This is a genomic window from Bacteroidota bacterium, from assembly GCA_016194975.1.
Lineage (GTDB): Bacteria > Bacteroidota > Bacteroidia > Palsa-965 > Palsa-965.
This window is the reverse complement of sequence record JACQAM010000007.1, coordinates 136040-153640: the sequence shown is the minus strand read 5'-3', so window position 1 is coordinate 153640 and position 17601 is coordinate 136040. Positions and strand designations below refer to the sequence as shown.

Below are 17601 nucleotides of genomic sequence, written 5' to 3'. Positions count from 1 at the left end.
ATTTACGATTTACAATTTATGATTTACAATTAGGGCGTGATTCTCACACCGTGTCGTTGACTGACGTGAGGATAGATAAGTTGCAGGTAATAATCCGGTTGTCATGAACTCCAAAATCGTCCATTGTAAATCGTAAATTGTACATTACTTTTGGTACCCAAAATTTGCTTCATGAAAATATTAGTCTGCATCAGCAATGTTCCTGACACAACAACGAAGATCGCTTTCACTCCCGATGGGAAGTCGCTGAATAAAACCGGCGTGCAGTTCATCATCAATCCGTATGATGAGTGGTATGCACTCGTGCGTGCGCTCGAGATCAAAGAAGCATTGGGAGCAGGAACAGTTACACTCATTCATGTTGGGCCAGTCGAGAACGAAGCGATCATCCGCAAAGGACTTGCCATTGGTGCCGACGATGCAGTTCGTATTGACGCTGATCCGTGTGATGCTTATTTTGTAGCAGAGCAGATCGCAGCGTATGCGAAAGACAAAAATTTCGACCTCATTCTCACCGGGAAAGAAACCATTGACACGAATAGTTCGATGGTCGGCGGAATGCTCGGTGAAATGTTATCTGTTCCATTCTGCTCACTCACTTCAAAGCTTGATGTGAATGCCCGCCCGGCCGAGCCATTCGGACGGGGGAAAATGATCACTGTAGAAAAAGACATTGACGGAGGAACAGTAGTACTCGAATTCGAAACGCCTGCGGTGATCTCCTGCCAGAAAGGAATGGCCGAAGCAAGAATTCCGAATATGCGCGGCATCATGGCAGCGAGAACAAAACCACTCAACGTTATTCCGGCGGCGAATCCTTCTGTGCTTACGTCAGTAGAAAATTATACACCAGCAGAAGGAAGAAAAGCAGTGAAGATGATCGATCCAAATAATATGGATGAACTTGTGAATCTCCTGCATACCGAAGCGAAAGTAATTTAGCGCAAAAAATTTTTAAATCGTAAATTTTAAATCGTAATTCAAAATGTCAGTTTTAGTTTACACCGAATCCAACAATGGAAAGATCCGCAAGGATTCATTAGAAGTGACAAATTATGCAGCAGCTATAGCGAATGCAATGGGCACAAGCGTTGTCGCCGTGATCGATGGTAACACGCCGCAAGAAGCGCTCGCGCAACTGGGAAAAGCAGGAGCGAAAAAAGTGCTGACAGTTTCCGATGAGAAGATCGGCGCCGGCATCGCGCGTGCGTGGGCGATAACGCTGGAGCAAATTGCAAATGCAGAATCCTGCGAGGTGATTATTTTTTCTCACAATCTTCCCGGAAGAGATATAGCACCAAGATTAGCAGCAAGAATGAAAGCAGGAGTAGTAGCAGGTGCAGTTGAAATTCCAAAAACAGATGGCGGAAAATTTACGGTGCGAAAAACTTCTTACTCCGGAAAAGCCACGGCAGTTTATACAATGAATTCTGCAAAAAAAATTATAACTGTTCTTCCTAATTCAATTCCTGTAAAGCTCACAGATTCCACTGCAGAAATTTCTTCTTTCAAACCCGACCTGTCTTCATTCACCAACAGGGTCACTGTTAAAGAAGTGAAGAAGGAATCATCTACAACTGTTCCTCTTCCCGAAGCAGATCTCGTTGTATCAGGCGGCCGTGGAATGAAAGATCCGAAGAACTGGGGCATCATAGAAGATCTTGCAAAAGCGTTGGGTGCCGCCACTGCATGTTCGCGTCCTGTTGCAGATATGAATTGGCGCCCGCATCATGAACATGTAGGACAAACCGGTTTGGCCATTCGACCGAATCTTTACATTGCTATTGGAATTTCCGGCGCTATACAACATCTCGCAGGAGTGAACGGAAGTAAAACAATGGTGGTGATCAATACCGATAAAGAAGCGCCATTTTTCAAAGCAGCAGATTACGGTGTGGTCGGTGATGCATTTGAAGTTGTTCCGCGCCTTACTGAAGCAGTCAAAAAGTTCAAAGCGGCGCAGCATTAATTCACAGGCATTTGTTATCTTTAATATTCCAACATTCGTCTCCCATTCAGTGAGCAGCGGCATGAAAAAAATGAAGCTTGAGATCGTCGGCCTGTCGTACAGCCAGACGCAGTCAGGCGCATACGCACTCGTGCTCGGGGAAGCAAAAGGCCAGCGGAGATTGCCAATTATCATTGGAGGATTTGAAGCGCAGGCGATCGCGATCGAGCTTGAAAAAATGACACCGAGCCGGCCGCTTACTCATGATCTTTTCAAAAGTTTTGCCGAAGCATTTCATATTCGTGTGCAGGAAGTGCTCATCTATAATCTTGTTGAAGGAATATTTTTTGCAAAACTTATCTGCTCTAACGGAACGGAAGAAACAGAAGTAGATGCGCGTACTTCTGATGCAATAGCGCTTGCAGTTCGTTTTAATTGCCCGATCTACACTTACGAATTCATTCTCTCACAGGCAGGAATTGTTCTTGAAGACGAAAAAACTCCTGCAGAAGAAGAAAAAGAAAAAAAGGCAGGCGAAGAAGAAGGTGAGGAGATTGTTGCTGCTGCAGCGGGCGGGCCTGAGTTCGGAAGGAAAACCGTTAAAGAATTAGAAGAGATGTTGCGCAAAGCGCTCGAAGATGAAAATTACGAGCGCGCGTCACGCATACGCGACGAATTGAAAAAGCGCAAGTCAAAATAATTTCCTGATTTATTTTTCTCAGAATTTATCCTGGACTGAATGGGAATAAAATTCCGCCTTACTGTTATGAGCTTCCTGCAGTTTTATGTATGGGGAGCGTGGCTCATTACCATTTCTAATTATTGGTTCGGAACAAAACACTGGCAACCCGAAGCGTTCGGTGCGATCTTTTCTACACTGGGATTTTCTTCTCTCTTCATGCCGGCGATCATTGGAATTCTTGCCGACCGTTTCATCAATGCGGAAAGATTGTATGGCGTGTTGCACATTCTTGGCGGAGCAATTATGTGTTGTATTCCATTTGTCAATGATCCGCACGATTTTTTCTGGGTGATCTTTGCGGCGATGATCTGTTATATGCCGACGATCTCGCTTTCCAATTCAGTGGCGTATCATATTCTCAAATCAAATTCGTTCGATGTAATAAAAGTTTTTCCTCCCATCCGCGTTTGGGGAACAATAGGATTCATCGCGGCCATGTGGACAACGAATCTCTCGGGAAATAAAGCAACAGCCAATCAATTTTACATTTCGGCGATCGCGGCTTTCGTTCTTGGAATTTATTCTTTCACACTTCCAGTTTGTCCGCCACAGACAAATCCGGAAAGAAAGAAATCATTATTGGAAATGTTCGGGTTGAATGCGTTCCGTTTATTCACCGATAGAAAAATGGCAATGTTCTTCCTCTTTTCGATGCTTCTTGGAGCTGCCTTACAATTGACGAACATGTACGGAGATGTTTTCCTTTCTGATTTCAAGAATGTTCCCCGGTATACGGATTCGTTCGTTGAAAAATATTCAACCATCATCATGTCTATTTCTCAGGTTTCTGAAACACTGTTCATTCTTGCTATTCCATTCTTCCTGAAAAAATTCGGTATCAAAAAAGTGATGGTGATCAGTATGCTTGCATGGGTGCTGCGTTTCGGATTATTCGCTTACGGCGATCCGGGAAGCGGATTATGGATGATCTTCATGTCCTGCATTGTGTACGGAATGGCGTTTGATTTTTTCAATATTTCCGGTTCGCTATTCGTCGAAATAAATGCAGATCATAAGATTCGTTCGAGTGCCCAGGGACTTTTCATGATGATGACCAATGGTTTTGGAGCTGTGATCGGCAGTGTAACCAGCGGATTGATCATCGCAAAATATTTCACGCTCAAATTCACAACGATTGATAGCCTCTTGAGATTTCTTAAAACAGACGCCAATAATCCTGCTGTCAAGAATCTATTGTTTCACAATGAAGTTTTAAGAAATGGTACTTTTAGGAATGATGTAGTGATTAAAGAATGGAGTCCGATCTGGTTGACGTTCGCCCTCTACGCGCTCGTCGTTGCAATTTTATTCATGCTGTTCTTCCGCCACAAACACGATCCGGATGCAGTAGCCGATGTCAAACACTAATGAATAATGCATAATTGCAAATAGAGTTTTATCGGACGAAACTATCTTATATTATCCATTATCCACTATTCATTATCCATTATTCATTATACATTAGCGCTTCCCAGTTGTTCTCCGAAGTGAAATTGTTCTTCCGGAATTTTTCTATTCACAAAATCACTCAGCATTTTTTCCGTTTCAGGAATACAATTCCACAGATCATTCATGTCTTCCACTACGAAATATAAATTCTGGACCTCGTTATTGTGAAAGGGTTGCAGCAACACATCACGGATAGAGAATTTTTTTAATTCCACTTTGTCGCTGTAAATATGTTTGCTTTCGCCGAATGAAGAAAGAATTCCCGCGCCGTAAATTCTCAACTGACTATTGTCCTTCATCAATCCGAATTCTATAGTGAACCAATACAGGCGCTCGAGCAGCATCACCGCCTTTTCATTGCTGCAGAATTTCAATCCCATCACGGCAAAATCCTGCACGAACTTCGCATACTTTTCATTCGCAAGCAAAGGCAGGTGGCCGAAGGTATCATGAAACATATCCGGTTCCTCGAGGTAATCGAGCTGGTGACGTTTCCGCAACCATGTTGAGGAGCAGAATTTTTTCTTCGCGAGCAGTTCAAGAAATTCCTGCACAGGAATAATTCCTTTCACGACTTCAATTTCCCATTTTGTTTTTTTTGCGAGATAATGTTCAACGATCCCGAAATCAGGAACCGTATCTGCTTTCAATCCTGCGAGAGGAATGCAGCGCAGGTATTCGCTCCATGCTTTGTTCTGCAGATTTTTTACCTGCCGCTCAAAAAGTAATTTCCATACTTCGTGATCTTCGATCGTATACTTGTTCCATTCTTGTTTCATAAAGGGAGGATTACGGATATTTACTGAGAATACAGATTACAGGTAGTACAGATATACAGATTGTGCGTTGGTCATTGCAATCCCGAATTTATTCGGGAGAAGCAATCCTGTGGGAGGGCTTTGGTAATTTGTACTATCTGTAATCTTTCCCAAATAAAAAACCGGTTCAACTGAACCGGCTTGTGTTATTTTATGGACAATGTCCATTACCACTTCTCCGGCCGGGAAGACTCCTGATAGTAGTAATAGTATTGTTTGTTGAAATTCATGGCGCTAAAGTATGGAAATTCTCTTTCGGTTAATATTTTTTGTAAAAGATGGGAAATTATTCCGGGAGGATTTCCTCCGGGTGAAGTATTTTTGCGACTGAATTTACCAATGAAACAATACCACGATCTCATGCGCCACGTACTTGCACACGGCGCAAAAAAAACAGACCGAACGGGCACCGGAACTTTAAGCGTGTTCGGTTACCAGATGCGTTTCGATCTCGCAGAAGGATTTCCGCTGCTCACCACTAAAAAAGTTCACACCCGTTCCATCATTCACGAATTGCTCTGGTTCCTCAAAGGAGAAACGAACATAAAATATTTAAAAGACAATGGCGTTTCTATCTGGGACGAATGGGCGGATGAGAATGGAAATCTCGGTCCGGTCTATGGTTCGCAATGGCGTTCGTGGCCAACTTCCGATGGAAAACATATTGACCAGGTCACCCATGTGATCGATCAGATCAGAAAAAATCCTGACTCCAGAAGACTGATCGTTAGCGCGTGGAATGTGGGTGAAATTGAGAAAATGAAATTGCCGCCATGTCATGCGTTCTTCCAGTTCTATGTTGCTGATAAAAAATTAAGCTGCCAGTTGTACCAGCGCAGCGCAGATATTTTTCTCGGCGTTCCATTCAACATCGCATCCTACGCGTTGCTCACGCTCATGATCGCGCAGGTGTGCGGCCTGCAGCCCGGCGATTTTGTGCACACGCTGGGTGATGCGCATTTGTATTCCAATCACATTGAACAGGCCAATCTTCAACTGTCGCGCGATCTTCGTTCATTACCGCAAATGAAAATAAATCCTGCAGTGAAAAATATTTTCGATTTCAAATACGAAGATTTTATCATTGAAGGATACGATCCCCATCCGCATATAAAAGCTGCGGTTGCAGTGTAATAAATATTTTGCATGCCCGCGTAGTTTTAACGAGGACTGGGAGCGCAACAGCATCACTTCAAATAATCTTTGCTCCTGCTGCGGCGCTGACGGAGCAGGCGCCACATCAGGGCTAAATAATTTCTTCATCACATCAAAGTCACTTTGAAAATCTCAATCATTGTAGCCGCTTCTGAAGACAATGCCATCGGCAAAGACAACCGTCTTATCTGGCGTTTGCCATTCGACATGAAATTTTTCAAAGAGAAAACCACCGGGCATTGCGTGGTCACCGGCAGAAAAAATTATGAATCCATTCCCGGTAATTTCCGCCCGCTTCCCGGCCGCACGAATATCGTTGTCACCCGATCGGAAAAATATTCTGCACCCGGCGCTGTGGTCGTTCATTCATTCGAAGAAGCCGTTGCAAAAGCAAATACGCTTCATGAGACCGAACTTTTTGTCATTGGCGGAGGAGAAATTTACAAGCACGCGCTGCCGCTTACAGATGTGATATGGCTTACGCGCGTGCATCACACATTCCCTGATGCGCACACGTTCATTCCCGCGCTCGACTTTTCGCAATGGAAAGAAACCTGGAGAGAAGAAAAAAAGGCCGATGAAAAACATGCCTGGGATTACACATTCATCCGCTATGAAAGAAAACGGTAAGTTGAGTATCTTCGGGTAACAAAAAATAAATTGAAATGAAAAAATTAGCCATCACTTCTGCTGCGGTATTCATCGCACTCATTGGATTCATTGTTATCCTCTGGCTCATTCCATGCAATGGAAAATGCTGTCGCTGGAAAAATAATTGCCAGATGGAAATGAAAGATGGAAAATGCGGCGATAATGACCACTGCCGGCAGATCGTTACCGAAACGTGCGATTCAAACGGGAATATTCACAAAGAAGTGCGCATCATTGTGGGTGATGATGATGACGGATGCCCGATGATGAACGGCGGAAATTCATGCGATAAAGACAACGGAGGATGCAGCATGAAAGGGAATTCCTGCCCTATGCCCGTCCGTCCGGATTGCCAGGGCGGGGGAAACGGAAATTGTAAAATGGATAAGGACGGTGGATGCGGAATGCAGATGATGAATGGCTGCTGCTGCTGTTGCTGCAGGATGATGATGATGAATTGCAATGGTGGAAGTTGTAAAGGCGATAGCGCGTCCTGTAAAAAAGATTCAGTAGATAAACACATCAAGATCCGGAAAAAGATGTGATCCATCCCGGGGGAAAAGAAATCCTCCCTTGTCGTTCGAACCGGCAAGGGAGGATTTTTTTATTCCCGAGGTTGTGTTTTATTACAACTGTCTCAGGTTGGTCGAATGCTTGGTGAATTCAGAATTCGTTTTTGCTATACCGATCACCCCTCCGGTCCATCCGCTTCCGGCTTTTGACCATTCGATCACCACATTTTCCCCGCTCGGCTGCAAGGCAAAATCGAAGGTGTAGCGTTTTACAAATGCACCAAAGAGTACACGCATCACCTGGTTGCCCACTCCATAAGTTCCGCGATAGACATCGCCTTTTTCGAGGCGATAACCGTGTGCCGCCATATAAGCAGAAAAGGACTGCGCCACTTTTTCAGGAGTAGTGGTTCCATAAGTGAAATAGTGTTTTCCATTAGCTTCCTGGAAATTCACAAGAGTATGATTAGCCATAGTTGTAGGATTAGATTTAGACTAAAGTAGAAAAGGAAACCGTAATTGCAAAAAAATAATTATTTGAATCCTGAACTTCGAATTTTTTACCGCATCCCCTTGTCATTCACACGAACGCGTTCCCTGAAAACAAAAAGAAGTGAATGGTACATTTCCATGAAATTGGTGGAACTCGCCGCATGGAGAATGATGCGCATTTTTCCTCCGGCAGGTGTGAGTACGATCTGGTGCCTCGCTTCCCCACTCAGCCTGCCGGAAATGGTGATCGGGGTCATGTTCATATTCGCCGTGATGTCGATGATATCGTTGAAAGAATAATTGATGGTTCTGCCCATGTAATATTCCACGCGGATCCCATTCTGGTGCAGAGTTACTTTTTTAAAAATAAGAATGGATAATCCGCCAACAACGACAAAGAACCAACCGGCAATTTTCATTCCGAGAAGGAGTAAATAGAAATGCGAATTAAAATGAAAGAAGAGCGGAGCCACCAGCATACAAATGCCTACGATGGTCAGTAGGATCACGCTGATGATCGTTTTGGTTTTGATATCACAGGAAACCTCCTTCATGAAAAAACTAAGCAACTCTCAGTTTTTCGATCCGCGCTTTGCTCAGTTTTTCTTTTGCGTAGGAAAGTGTGATGTGCAAACGTTTTGTTCCGGGATCAGAAGGAATATCATACATCGCATCGATCATCACTGCTTCACAAATAGAACGCAATCCTCTTGCACCGAGTTTGTATTCCATTGCTTTCTCAACGATGTGATCAAACACATCATCGTCGAAGGAAAGTTTCACATTATCCATTTCGAACAAACGGATGTATTGTTTGGTCAGCGCATTTTTCGGTTCAGTAAGAATTCTGCGCAACGCATCCTGGTCGAGCGGATCGAGGTGAGTGAGTACGGGAAGCCGGCCGATCAATTCAGGAATGAGTCCGAAAGATTTCAGATCCTGCGGAACAATGTATTGCAATAAATTATCTTTATCCACCTGCTGGCGTTCTTCGCCCGAAGCGTAGCCGATGGTTTGCGTTTGAATTCTTCTCGCGATCTTTTTATCGATGCCGTCGAATGCGCCACCGCAGATGAAAAGAATATTTCTCGTATTCACCTGTATCATTTTCTGCTCGGGATGTTTTCTTCCGCCTTGTGGTGGAACATTCACCACGCTTCCTTCGAGCATTTTCAATAATGCCTGCTGCACACCTTCACCGGAAACATCGCGGGTAATGGAAGGATTATCACTCTTACGTGCGATCTTATCGATCTCATCAATGAAAACTATTCCGCGTTCTGCAGCATTCACGTCGTAATCGGCAGCCTGCAATAAACGAACGAGGATGCTTTCCACATCTTCTCCTACATAACCGGCTTCAGTAAGCACCGTTGCATCAGCAATGCAGAATGGAACGTTGAGCAATTTCGCGATCGTGCGCGCGAGTAAAGTTTTTCCTGTTCCTGTTTCTCCGACCAGAACAATATTTGATTTTTCTATATCGATCTCTTCGGTATTTTTCTTTCCCGGTTTTTGCGCAATGCGTTTGTAATGATTGTAAACTGCAACAGACAAAACTTTCTTCGCCTGTTCCTGCCCGATCACATAATCATCCAACTGACGTTTGATCTCGATCGGTTTCAACAAAGTGAGTGCGGAAGAAATGGCCTGCGTTTTTCTCGAATCCTGTTCTTCCTTCACAATTTTGTAAGCCTGGTGAATGCACTGATCGCAAATATGCCCTTGTATTCCTGCGATCAGCACGAGCGTATCCTGTTTATCTCTTCCGCAGAAGGAACAATGTATCTGTGATTCTTTATTGGCCATTGGGTAATTGCTTAATGTGAAAAGCACCCGTTATGATCATGGATGCTTTTCAAAGTTACGAAATTGAATGGTCTCTTTTCTTACTTGTCCTTGCGAACAAGGATCTCGTCGATCATACCGTACTCTTTTGATTCCTGAGCGGTCATCCAGTAATCGCGGTCACTGTCGGCCCACACTTTGTCGTACGTCTGTCCGCTGTGTTTGGCAATGATCTCGTACAATTCTTTTTTCAGTTTCATGATCTCGCGCGCAGTGATCTCGATGTCGGAAGCTTGTCCTTCTGCACCACCAAGCGGCTGATGGATCATAACGCGCGCGTGTGTGAGCGCAGTACGTTTTCCTTTTTCACCCGCGCACATGAGCACTGCGCCCATAGATGCGGCCATGCCCGTGCAAATAGTTGCAACATCAGGTTGAACGATCTGCATCGTGTCATAGATTCCAAGTCCTGCATAAACGGATCCTCCCGGTGAATTGAGATAAATCTGAATATCTTTCTTCGCATCTACTGATTCGAGAAAGAGCAGTTGCGCCTGAACAATATTTGCTACCTGGTCATTAATGCCTGTGCCGAGAAAGATGATGCGGTCCATCATCAAACGGGAGAAGACGTCCATCTGCGCAACATTCAACTGACGTTCCTCAATGATGTAAGGCGTGACTGACATTCTTGTGCCGATAGCGGAAGTATATTGATCCAGTGTAAGGCTGTTGATGCCCTGATGCTTCACAGCATATTTTCGGAATTCATTCTGGTCGAACATAAAATTATTTTTGGTTATGAATTTATTCTGTCAATTAAAATGCCACTGTGAATTTAGTGACAGTCTGGCATTATTTGCCAAGAAATTCTTCGTATGCCATTTCTTTTTTATTGATCGTGCATTTAGTGCGGTAGAGCAGCATCAGTTTCTGCGCATATAATTCCTCGAAGATTTTTTTTGCTTCGTCTTCTTTCGACAGCACACGTTTTGCCGTATCATTTAATTCTTCGTCCGACACTTCTTCCGGTTTGCGCCCGTACTTCGCATAATTGGCACGCAAAATATTTTTTACGTGTTCAGTTGCTTCTTCAGCAGTGACGCCGATATTATTTTCTTTGATCAGTTTATTCTCGATGAGTTGCCAGCGAAGTTGACGTGCGTAAACAGGATATTCATGATCCACCTGATCGGCAGTCACCGGTTTTTCATTGGCGGCAATGAGCCAGCGCTTGAGAAAAGCATCCGGCAGTGTGAGATTTGTTTTGTTGAGCAATTCATTGGTGATCTCATTCAGCAAACGTTGTTCGCAATCGCGTGAAAACATGTGGCTGAGTTCAACACGGATCTTATCGCGGAATTGTTCCGTGCTTGTAACTTCTCCAGGCCCATATAATTTGTCGAATAATTCCGCGTTGAGTTCTGCAGGAACAAGATGACTGATCGTTTTCACCGTGAAGCGGAACATAGATGAAAGTCCTTCGGCTTTTTGCTGTTCGATACCGAGTTTTGATGCAAGATCTTTCGGGTTGTCGGAAAGATCTTTCGCTTCGAGATCGAATTTATCTTCTGCTTTTGCACCGATGATCTGCTGATGTGCCGGCTTTGCGGGTTTGTCGAGGAATAAGGTGATCGATTTGAAAATTCCTCCTGCGAGAATTTCTCCGTTGCTGTCGAGTTCCACTGCATCGCCATACATCAGGTCTCCTTCACCAACAATTTCTGCAGGTTCAATTTTTCCGTAACGCCGGGCCATATCACTCACATATCCATCCACCAGTTTATCATCAATCTTCACCACCGGTTCGTTGAACGTGAGGGATGAATTCAGTTCAAGATTGAATTGAGGAGCAAGCGCCATATCAAAACGAAATTCAAATTCCTGCTGGTGCTCGATGTCGATATGATCGTTCTCTTCTTTCGGCAAAGGGTTTCCCAAAACTTCGATCTGGTTTTCTTTAATGTATTTGTAAAGAGAATCGGAAAGAATACGATTCAGTTCTTCAGCGAGAACCGATTTGCCGTACATTTTTTTTACGAGTGATGCAGGAACTTTTCCCGGACGGAATCCCGGAACGTTCGCGCGTTTCTGGTAAGTTTTCAATGCCTTGTCCACTTTCTCGCTGTAATCTGCAGGGCCGAGTTTGACTTTTACAACCGCATTAAGGTCATCGATGAGTTCTTTGGTAATATCCATTGTTCAGGAATGAGAATGATTTATTAATAGGATAATTGAAAGGGATGCAAAGATAGTTATTTTCAATAGTGAAGCAGGTTTGACAAAATACCAATTGAAGGATGAATGCGACCACTTAGCGTTTCCACTGTTCCTGTTGTGCAATGAAATAAGGCGCGGGGGCGATGCGCACTAAATTTGCGTTTTAATAGAAGGATCTTCTCCCCTTTGAAAGATCCAATGCTGATGGCGAAAGAAATTTTATTGCAATCGATGCTGCTCACTTACGGAGAGGACGGAATTCTGCGTATGAAAATTCATGAGAATTCAGTGATCGATCTGCGGCAGTCGAAGCTGATGAATGAAAGTATGATGCGGCTCGCTGAGAAAAAAAAATTCCCGGTATTGATTGATGCAAGGACAAATTACACTTGGGAAAAAGATGCGCAGGAATATATTGCCACAAATTCTTCATTCCGAATCGCAACAGCAGTTTTGATTACGAATCCAGTTGTCCGTATGCTTTCGAATGCTTACGTGAGCATGTTCAAACCTTCTTACCCGGTAAAACAATTTTCGGATGAAGCGGAAGCCATTCAATGGCTTAAAGAAATGATGAGTAAGAAATAGAGACTATTTCAGATTTGAAATTTGAGATTATTCCCCTCCGCTGTTCTCTTCCTGCTGTATGATCGCTTTCTTTTTCAACTGATCATTTCCCTGCCCGAAAATCCACGAGAGCGTAAACATTCCGATCCGCGATTCTTTTTGTTTCCACCCGGTGAAATCATAGCCGGTGTTATAACTTTTTATGTTCATTCTTTTGGTGTTGAAAATATCGGCCACGTTCAGTGTTATGGACATTCTTCCTTTGAAAAAATCCTGGCGCATTCCGAGATCAATTCCGCCCGGCATCTGGAATGAACCCAGCGGTTGTTTCATGGGCGATCCGTAATTTCCGTTTAACTGCGCCGCCATATCCTTTGTGATCTTCCACGACAAAGAAATTTTTCCGTTCCATCCGAAATAGGCGGTTTGTAATCCTGCTTCAATATTTTCTCCGTTAATGTGGCTTTCATATCCGCTGGCAGAAAGCATCGCATTAATTTTTTTACCGATCGAAGAACGGATCACGAGGTCCATGCCTACATTGTCTGAACTGCTGAAATTTCTTGGTTTCACTTCTCCTTTTCCCGTGAGTGTGTCGAATATTCTCGACCAGGAGATCATGTTATCCGTGTGCCGGTAATAACCCGTGGCGCTCACAGAAAAAATTTCCCATGATTTTGAAAATTCTGTTTCTACTGAATGAATGAATTCAGGTTTCAGGTACGGATTTCCGGTTCGCACCATAATGGAATCGCTGTAATCAATATAGGGATTGATCTGCTGGTTATTCGGGCGATTCAATCTTCTGCTGTACGAGACACGGAATTGTTCGCCGGTTTTAATATCAAAAACAATATTTGCACTGGGGAAAAAGGAGAGATAAGGATTATGAAAATTAATTCCAGTGCTTTCAGAAGCGCCATGCAAATCGGTGTATTCCGTGCGCGCACCTGCCTGGTACGTGATGCGGTGCACGCGCTCCGTGTATTGAGCGTACGCGGCGTACACGCTCTCGTCGAAAATAAAATGATCGGAGAAGCGCGGATCGAGGTTGTAAATATTATTTCCGAAATCGTAAAGATCTCCTTCCTGCAGGGAATTGTTTCGCCGGAGCGAATATTTCAAGCCTGCGTCGAGATGAACGCTGTCGTTGATGGCGTTGGAATAATCGGCCTGTGCAATGGAAGAAATAAAATCTGTTGTTCCGTTATTTTTCTCGTACGGCGGATTTTCAAATCCGTAAAAATCATTCTGGAAAGCGCCGGACTGTTGTTTTTCATTGGAAGAAAAACTTCCGAGTACATTCAGCGTTTGTTTTTTCCCTTTGAAAATGTGTTTGTAATCTGCGCTTGCATCTGCTGTTCCTGTTTTTTCATTCGTCCATGTGTTGCGTTGAAAACCGGAGAAGGGTTGCTGATTTTTATCCATGAAGGAATACATCGTGCTGTCATTCTTTTTTTCCGTCTTCATGGTGTATGCGCCGGAAATGCTGAGCGTATTATTTTCATTCAAATAAAAATCGGCGCCGATCTTCCCGTTGTGAAATGCAGACCGGTTCATGCTGCCGCCATTGTATTGATAAAAATAATCGGTGTCTGAAGTGAAGGTGTGCTGCGATCCATAACTCTTTCCCCATTTCTCCTCGTAACGGTAATTATAATTCGCATAAAAATTAATTTTATCGGTACGGTCACTTACTGCCACACTTCCATTGTATTTATTGTTCGTTCCGGCCCCGGCAGTTGCATTTCCATTCCATCCTTTTCCACTTCCTTTTTTTGTAACGATGTTGATGATGCCCCCCATTCCCTGCGCATCGTATTTCGAAGAAGGATTCGTGATCACTTCGATGCGTTCGATCATGTTGGCCGGTATCTGTTGCAAAGCCGCCTGCCTGTCCTCGCCTGTTATTCCTGATGGTTTTCCGTCGATGAGAACAGTGACATTGGCGGAGCCGTGCAGACTGATGTTGCCATCGTTGTCCACAGTGACTGATGGAACATTCTGCAGAACATCTGTTGCTGTTCCCCCGGTAGCCGTGAGATTCTTGCCCACTTCATATACTTTTTTGTCAGCATCACTCGAGTAATCCGATTTTTCGTCGGAGATGACCACCGTACTCATCATCTTTTTATCAGCAGTGAGTTTGATCTTCCCGAGGTCAACGGAGGAAGAATCGCCGGTAACGGAAAAAGAGTGTGAATTGAATTCGGTGTAACCGGAGAGATCACATCGCAGAAAATATTTTCCTTCCTCAATATTTTCAAAAAGAAAATTTCCATTCACATCGGAACTTCCGCCCGCTTTTGCAGTTGAATCTTTTACCCGGAGCAACACCACGGTTACAAATTGTAAATGATCTGATCCGGAACTGTCGGTTAGGGTGCCGCTTACTTTTCCATGAATAATATTCTGGGCACTGATCTCATTCTGCAATGGAATAAAATAAATGAAAGCAAGGAAAAGAATATTCCGGAAATAATGCATGACGCCTGCAAAAATAGGTAGTCATCAACCATTAAAATTGGAAGCGATAAAATAAAATGAATAAGGAATGGTAATTTCTGTTAATGAATCCGGGACTCAATTCATCCGGTGAGTAACAGCAAGTTCAAAACGCGGGATCTCCACTTCAAAAAGCCCGTCATCAGAAATGCGCACGAAAGTGTAAATGCCATACATACTGCCAATCTCTGAATTCAGGTTGCATGCCGATTCATATTCGTAAAATTCGCCGGGTTTGAGAATCGGTTGTTGTCCTACAACACCTTCGCCTTCCACTTCATTTTTTTCGGCGGTAGCATCGAAAATATACCAATGACGCCGCAGCAGTTGCACCGTTTGATTACTATTATTTTCTATGCGGATGCGATAGGAAAAATAATAGTTATTCATCTCAGGCCTTGAATACAAATCCTGGTATGAACTCTGAGCGCTTATTCTTATTCCGTGGGTGACGCAGGTTGCCATCTGCATAACGATTTGGTTTCACAATGTTATAATGGGTATTTGTAAAAAGCAAGACCACTTTTACAACTGGCGGCTTTATTGTGACAAACAAAGTGAAATTGTTGATAAAAAGAGCAGTAAGAAGAAGAAAAGCGGATCTACATGCGGGTATTCACTGTTCTTAATCCGACGAGTTCGTCTATCCAAGATCCCTGCCTCCGGTAATAAACCAGCACGGTATAATCATTTTCGGTTTCCTGGTGCATGCCTTCCACGAATGATTCATCTGGAACAGGGTCGTTATCGCGGAGCAGAACATATTCGTAATTATAATAGCCCTGCTTCAGGTACAAAGTTGCTTCATATCCTTTTAAAGTATAGTTATACGTGAGCCGCGATTCCGGTTTACATTGCCAGTTAGTGAGTGCGCCGAAAAGATAAATGTTACCATCCGAGACGGGGAGATCCCAAGGAAGGAAAAAATGGATGTAGCAATATTCTGCATCCACATCGTTCGTTCCTCCATCCTGCGTTTTGATCAGGAATTTTCCATCAATGTCATTGCTGTTCACATAACGTTTGTAAGTTCTTCGCTCGTCGGGAAGAAGCCATACCTGGTAGGCGTTGTTGCTGTCGCGTTCAATGCTCTGGATCCTTTCCGTCTGTAATCTCAATGTTCGGGTGTCGAACCAGCGGAATTCACTTCCCCCGCGGAAAACATTGACATCTTCATAATCATAAACTAATTGCTGATCTTTCACAAATTGAGGTTGGAGATCTTTAACAGCATTGCTCCAGTTGTAATTCTGGAGGATCACAGGTGAAAGCTCAGCGTAAGGATTAGAAATTTCTGCCGAATTATAATTGATATTGAAATCTACTTCCTGTTTGAAGTTTCTGTCGGCAACTATAGTTGCTGCATGAACGGTTTCATCAATTGAAACTTTCTGATCGAGGATCATGAAGCGGCAGGTGATCACGATCTTGTCCTCGTCATTGTCAGAAAAAACTTTCAGGATGTAATTTCCTGATTTAAGCAGGTTCACACCATCGCCCGGGAACGCAAGCGAATAATGCGTGTATCTCTGTATAGTTGCGCGAGAAAAACGATAATCGTGAATGGGATTTGTTGTAAATCCATCGAGGTATTCCGAGACGAGAATATTACTCGGTTCCCATTTGGCAGTGCAATGAATGAAAGTGAAATAATAATCCTTGTAATCGCCATCAAGATCATCGAAGCTCAGGTAGAGTTTATCATCGGTATTCAATTTAATGATAGCAGGCGCCAGGATCTGCGGATCGGGACTCAACTGCACCGATTTGATATTCTTCACATACACACGGTCATCATAATGCAATGTACGATCGGAATAATAATCAGGAATAGAATCGGGGGCAGCGAAAACTTTTGTACCGGCGATGAAAAATGCGACCAGAGAAAATGTACAATTTACAATGTACAATTTACAATTTAAGATCCGGTACCTCCGGAATGTGGTCAGCATTTTCATTTTGGATTATTCAAATTGTAAATTGCACATCATAAATCGTACATCAAACGCCATGCCTCATTGCAACGGAAGTAAATGCCCGGTGGAAGTTTCAGAATTCTGAATAGTAGAAGGTGCGCCTTTATAATAGACATTACCGGTTCCGTCTATATTTGAGATCAGCAGGCCGGAAGGATCGACGGTGATCTTACCGGTTGTGTTAGTATACAACCATGTGTAACCATTGGTGCATTCATCTGTGATCGTGAATCCTGTACCGATAGAATAAATGATGACCTCTCCGCATGCGCCCGTTAGCGTGATGTCGCCTGCGCCGTGCTGGTGTGTGAATACAGTTCCATAACCCATTTCAAAATTAATGTCGCCCGAACTCTGCAACTGAAGATCGATCGAGTCATTGGTGCATGGATTACTATTCGACATCGTTCCTGTTCCACGGTAAGTCAATCGGTAAAACTGGTTTCGTTTGTAATGGATATAAACGTTAATGGGAATATCATACCGGCGCATGAAATTGCACGTATTTTCATTGGTAATGTGAAGTTCATCGCCGTTCATTTCGGTTTTTATGAGTTTGATCAGGTGTTTGCCGGCCTCCACCGAAACGCGCTGAAAAGTATCTTCAAGAAATATCACATTGATGTTATTCTCTACCAAGACGCTTTTGAAAATAGGAAGTTGCCTTTCTTCGGTCACAATCTCCCCGGTTCCTTTGAAACAATCGCAGTCGTTCTCCTTTTTGCAATTCCAGGAGAAAAGCAAAAGAGGAAGAAGGTATGCGAATTGTTTTTTCATT

The 17601-nt window shown here is 43.5% G+C and carries 18 protein-coding genes; 8 read left to right on the top strand and 10 right to left on the bottom strand.

The window, feature by feature from the left end; translation table 11 throughout:
• The first annotated feature begins 171 nt into the window (after positions 1 to 171).
• The 4 genes from HY064_05295 to HY064_05280 all read left to right on the top strand — a co-directional run bounded on the left by HY064_05295 (position 172) and on the right by HY064_05280 (position 4058).
• Positions 172 to 942: an electron transfer flavoprotein subunit beta/FixA family protein gene (locus HY064_05295; GenBank protein MBI3510056.1), complete on the top strand. Its 771-nt coding sequence runs from the start codon at positions 172 to 174 to the stop codon at positions 940 to 942.
• A gap of 43 nt (positions 943 to 985) precedes the next feature.
• Positions 986 to 1969 (top strand): electron transfer flavoprotein subunit alpha/FixB family protein, encoded by a 984-nt coding sequence (locus HY064_05290; protein ID MBI3510055.1) that lies wholly within the window; start codon positions 986 to 988, stop codon positions 1967 to 1969.
• Between the two features lie 61 nt (positions 1970 to 2030).
• The gene (locus HY064_05285) at positions 2031 to 2648 is read left to right on the top strand and encodes a bifunctional nuclease family protein (GenBank protein MBI3510054.1); all 618 of its coding nucleotides are present in this window, start codon (positions 2031 to 2033) and stop codon (positions 2646 to 2648) included.
• Positions 2649 to 2687: 39 nt separating this feature from the next.
• Positions 2688 to 4058, top strand: a complete 1371-nt coding sequence (locus tag HY064_05280; GenBank protein MBI3510053.1) for a nucleoside permease — start codon at positions 2688 to 2690, stop codon at positions 4056 to 4058.
• 86 nt (positions 4059 to 4144) lie between these two features.
• Here the strand turns inward: HY064_05280 and HY064_05275 are convergent, their stop codons facing one another.
• Entirely contained in the window at positions 4145 to 4918 is a 774-nt protein-coding gene (locus tag HY064_05275; GenBank protein ID MBI3510052.1) for a phenylalanine-4-hydroxylase, read from the bottom strand.
• Positions 4919 to 5296: 378 nt separating this feature from the next.
• Here HY064_05275 and HY064_05270 point away from each other — a divergent pair, with 378 nt between their 5' ends.
• From HY064_05270 to HY064_05260, 3 genes are all read left to right on the top strand, one after another.
• The gene (locus HY064_05270) at positions 5297 to 6091 is read left to right on the top strand and encodes a thymidylate synthase (GenBank protein ID MBI3510051.1); all 795 of its coding nucleotides are present in this window, start codon (positions 5297 to 5299) and stop codon (positions 6089 to 6091) included.
• Positions 6092 to 6235: 144 nt separating this feature from the next.
• The gene (locus HY064_05265) at positions 6236 to 6742 is read left to right on the top strand and encodes a dihydrofolate reductase (protein MBI3510050.1); all 507 of its coding nucleotides are present in this window, start codon (positions 6236 to 6238) and stop codon (positions 6740 to 6742) included.
• A 35-nt stretch (positions 6743 to 6777) separates the two neighbouring features.
• Positions 6778 to 7308 carry a hypothetical protein gene (locus HY064_05260; protein ID MBI3510049.1) on the top strand — a complete coding sequence of 177 codons (531 nt, stop codon included), beginning with the start codon at positions 6778 to 6780 and terminating at the stop codon, positions 7306 to 7308.
• Positions 7309 to 7389: 81 nt separating this feature from the next.
• On the opposite strand, the gene HY064_05255 is transcribed toward HY064_05260, so the two are convergent.
• From HY064_05255 to tig, 5 genes are all read right to left on the bottom strand, one after another.
• The gene (locus tag HY064_05255) at positions 7390 to 7749 is read right to left on the bottom strand and encodes a hypothetical protein (protein MBI3510048.1); all 360 of its coding nucleotides are present in this window, start codon (positions 7747 to 7749) and stop codon (positions 7390 to 7392) included.
• Between the two features lie 86 nt (positions 7750 to 7835).
• On the bottom strand, positions 7836 to 8321 hold the full coding sequence (locus HY064_05250) for a hypothetical protein (GenBank protein MBI3510047.1): 486 nt from the start codon (positions 8319 to 8321) through the stop codon (positions 7836 to 7838).
• 7 nt (positions 8322 to 8328) lie between these two features.
• Positions 8329 to 9576, bottom strand: a complete 1248-nt coding sequence (clpX, locus tag HY064_05245; protein ID MBI3510046.1) for an ATP-dependent Clp protease ATP-binding subunit ClpX — start codon at positions 9574 to 9576, stop codon at positions 8329 to 8331.
• Positions 9577 to 9656: 80 nt separating this feature from the next.
• Positions 9657 to 10340 (bottom strand): ATP-dependent Clp endopeptidase proteolytic subunit ClpP, encoded by a 684-nt coding sequence (gene clpP / locus HY064_05240; protein MBI3510045.1) that lies wholly within the window; start codon positions 10338 to 10340, stop codon positions 9657 to 9659.
• Positions 10341 to 10410: 70 nt separating this feature from the next.
• On the bottom strand, positions 10411 to 11754 hold the full coding sequence (tig, locus tag HY064_05235; protein ID MBI3510044.1) for a trigger factor: 1344 nt from the start codon (positions 11752 to 11754) through the stop codon (positions 10411 to 10413).
• A 225-nt stretch (positions 11755 to 11979) separates the two neighbouring features.
• Between tig and HY064_05230 the strand changes: the two genes are divergently transcribed.
• Entirely contained in the window at positions 11980 to 12363 is a 384-nt protein-coding gene (locus tag HY064_05230) for an STAS/SEC14 domain-containing protein (GenBank protein MBI3510043.1), read from the top strand.
• Positions 12364 to 12390: 27 nt separating this feature from the next.
• On the opposite strand, the gene HY064_05225 is transcribed toward HY064_05230, so the two are convergent.
• The 4 genes from HY064_05225 to HY064_05210 form a co-directional block, all read right to left on the bottom strand.
• Entirely contained in the window at positions 12391 to 14829 is a 2439-nt protein-coding gene (locus HY064_05225; protein ID MBI3510042.1) for a TonB-dependent receptor, read from the bottom strand.
• A gap of 96 nt (positions 14830 to 14925) precedes the next feature.
• Positions 14926 to 15312 carry a Co2+/Mg2+ efflux protein ApaG gene (gene apaG, locus HY064_05220; GenBank protein ID MBI3510041.1) on the bottom strand — a complete coding sequence of 129 codons (387 nt, stop codon included), beginning with the start codon at positions 15310 to 15312 and terminating at the stop codon, positions 14926 to 14928.
• Positions 15313 to 15449: 137 nt separating this feature from the next.
• Positions 15450 to 16757: a DUF5103 domain-containing protein gene (locus HY064_05215; protein ID MBI3510040.1), complete on the bottom strand. Its 1308-nt coding sequence runs from the start codon at positions 16755 to 16757 to the stop codon at positions 15450 to 15452.
• A gap of 105 nt (positions 16758 to 16862) precedes the next feature.
• On the bottom strand, positions 16863 to 17600 hold the full coding sequence (locus tag HY064_05210) for a DUF2807 domain-containing protein (GenBank protein ID MBI3510039.1): 738 nt from the start codon (positions 17598 to 17600) through the stop codon (positions 16863 to 16865).
• Between the last annotated feature and the right edge of the window lies 1 nt (position 17601).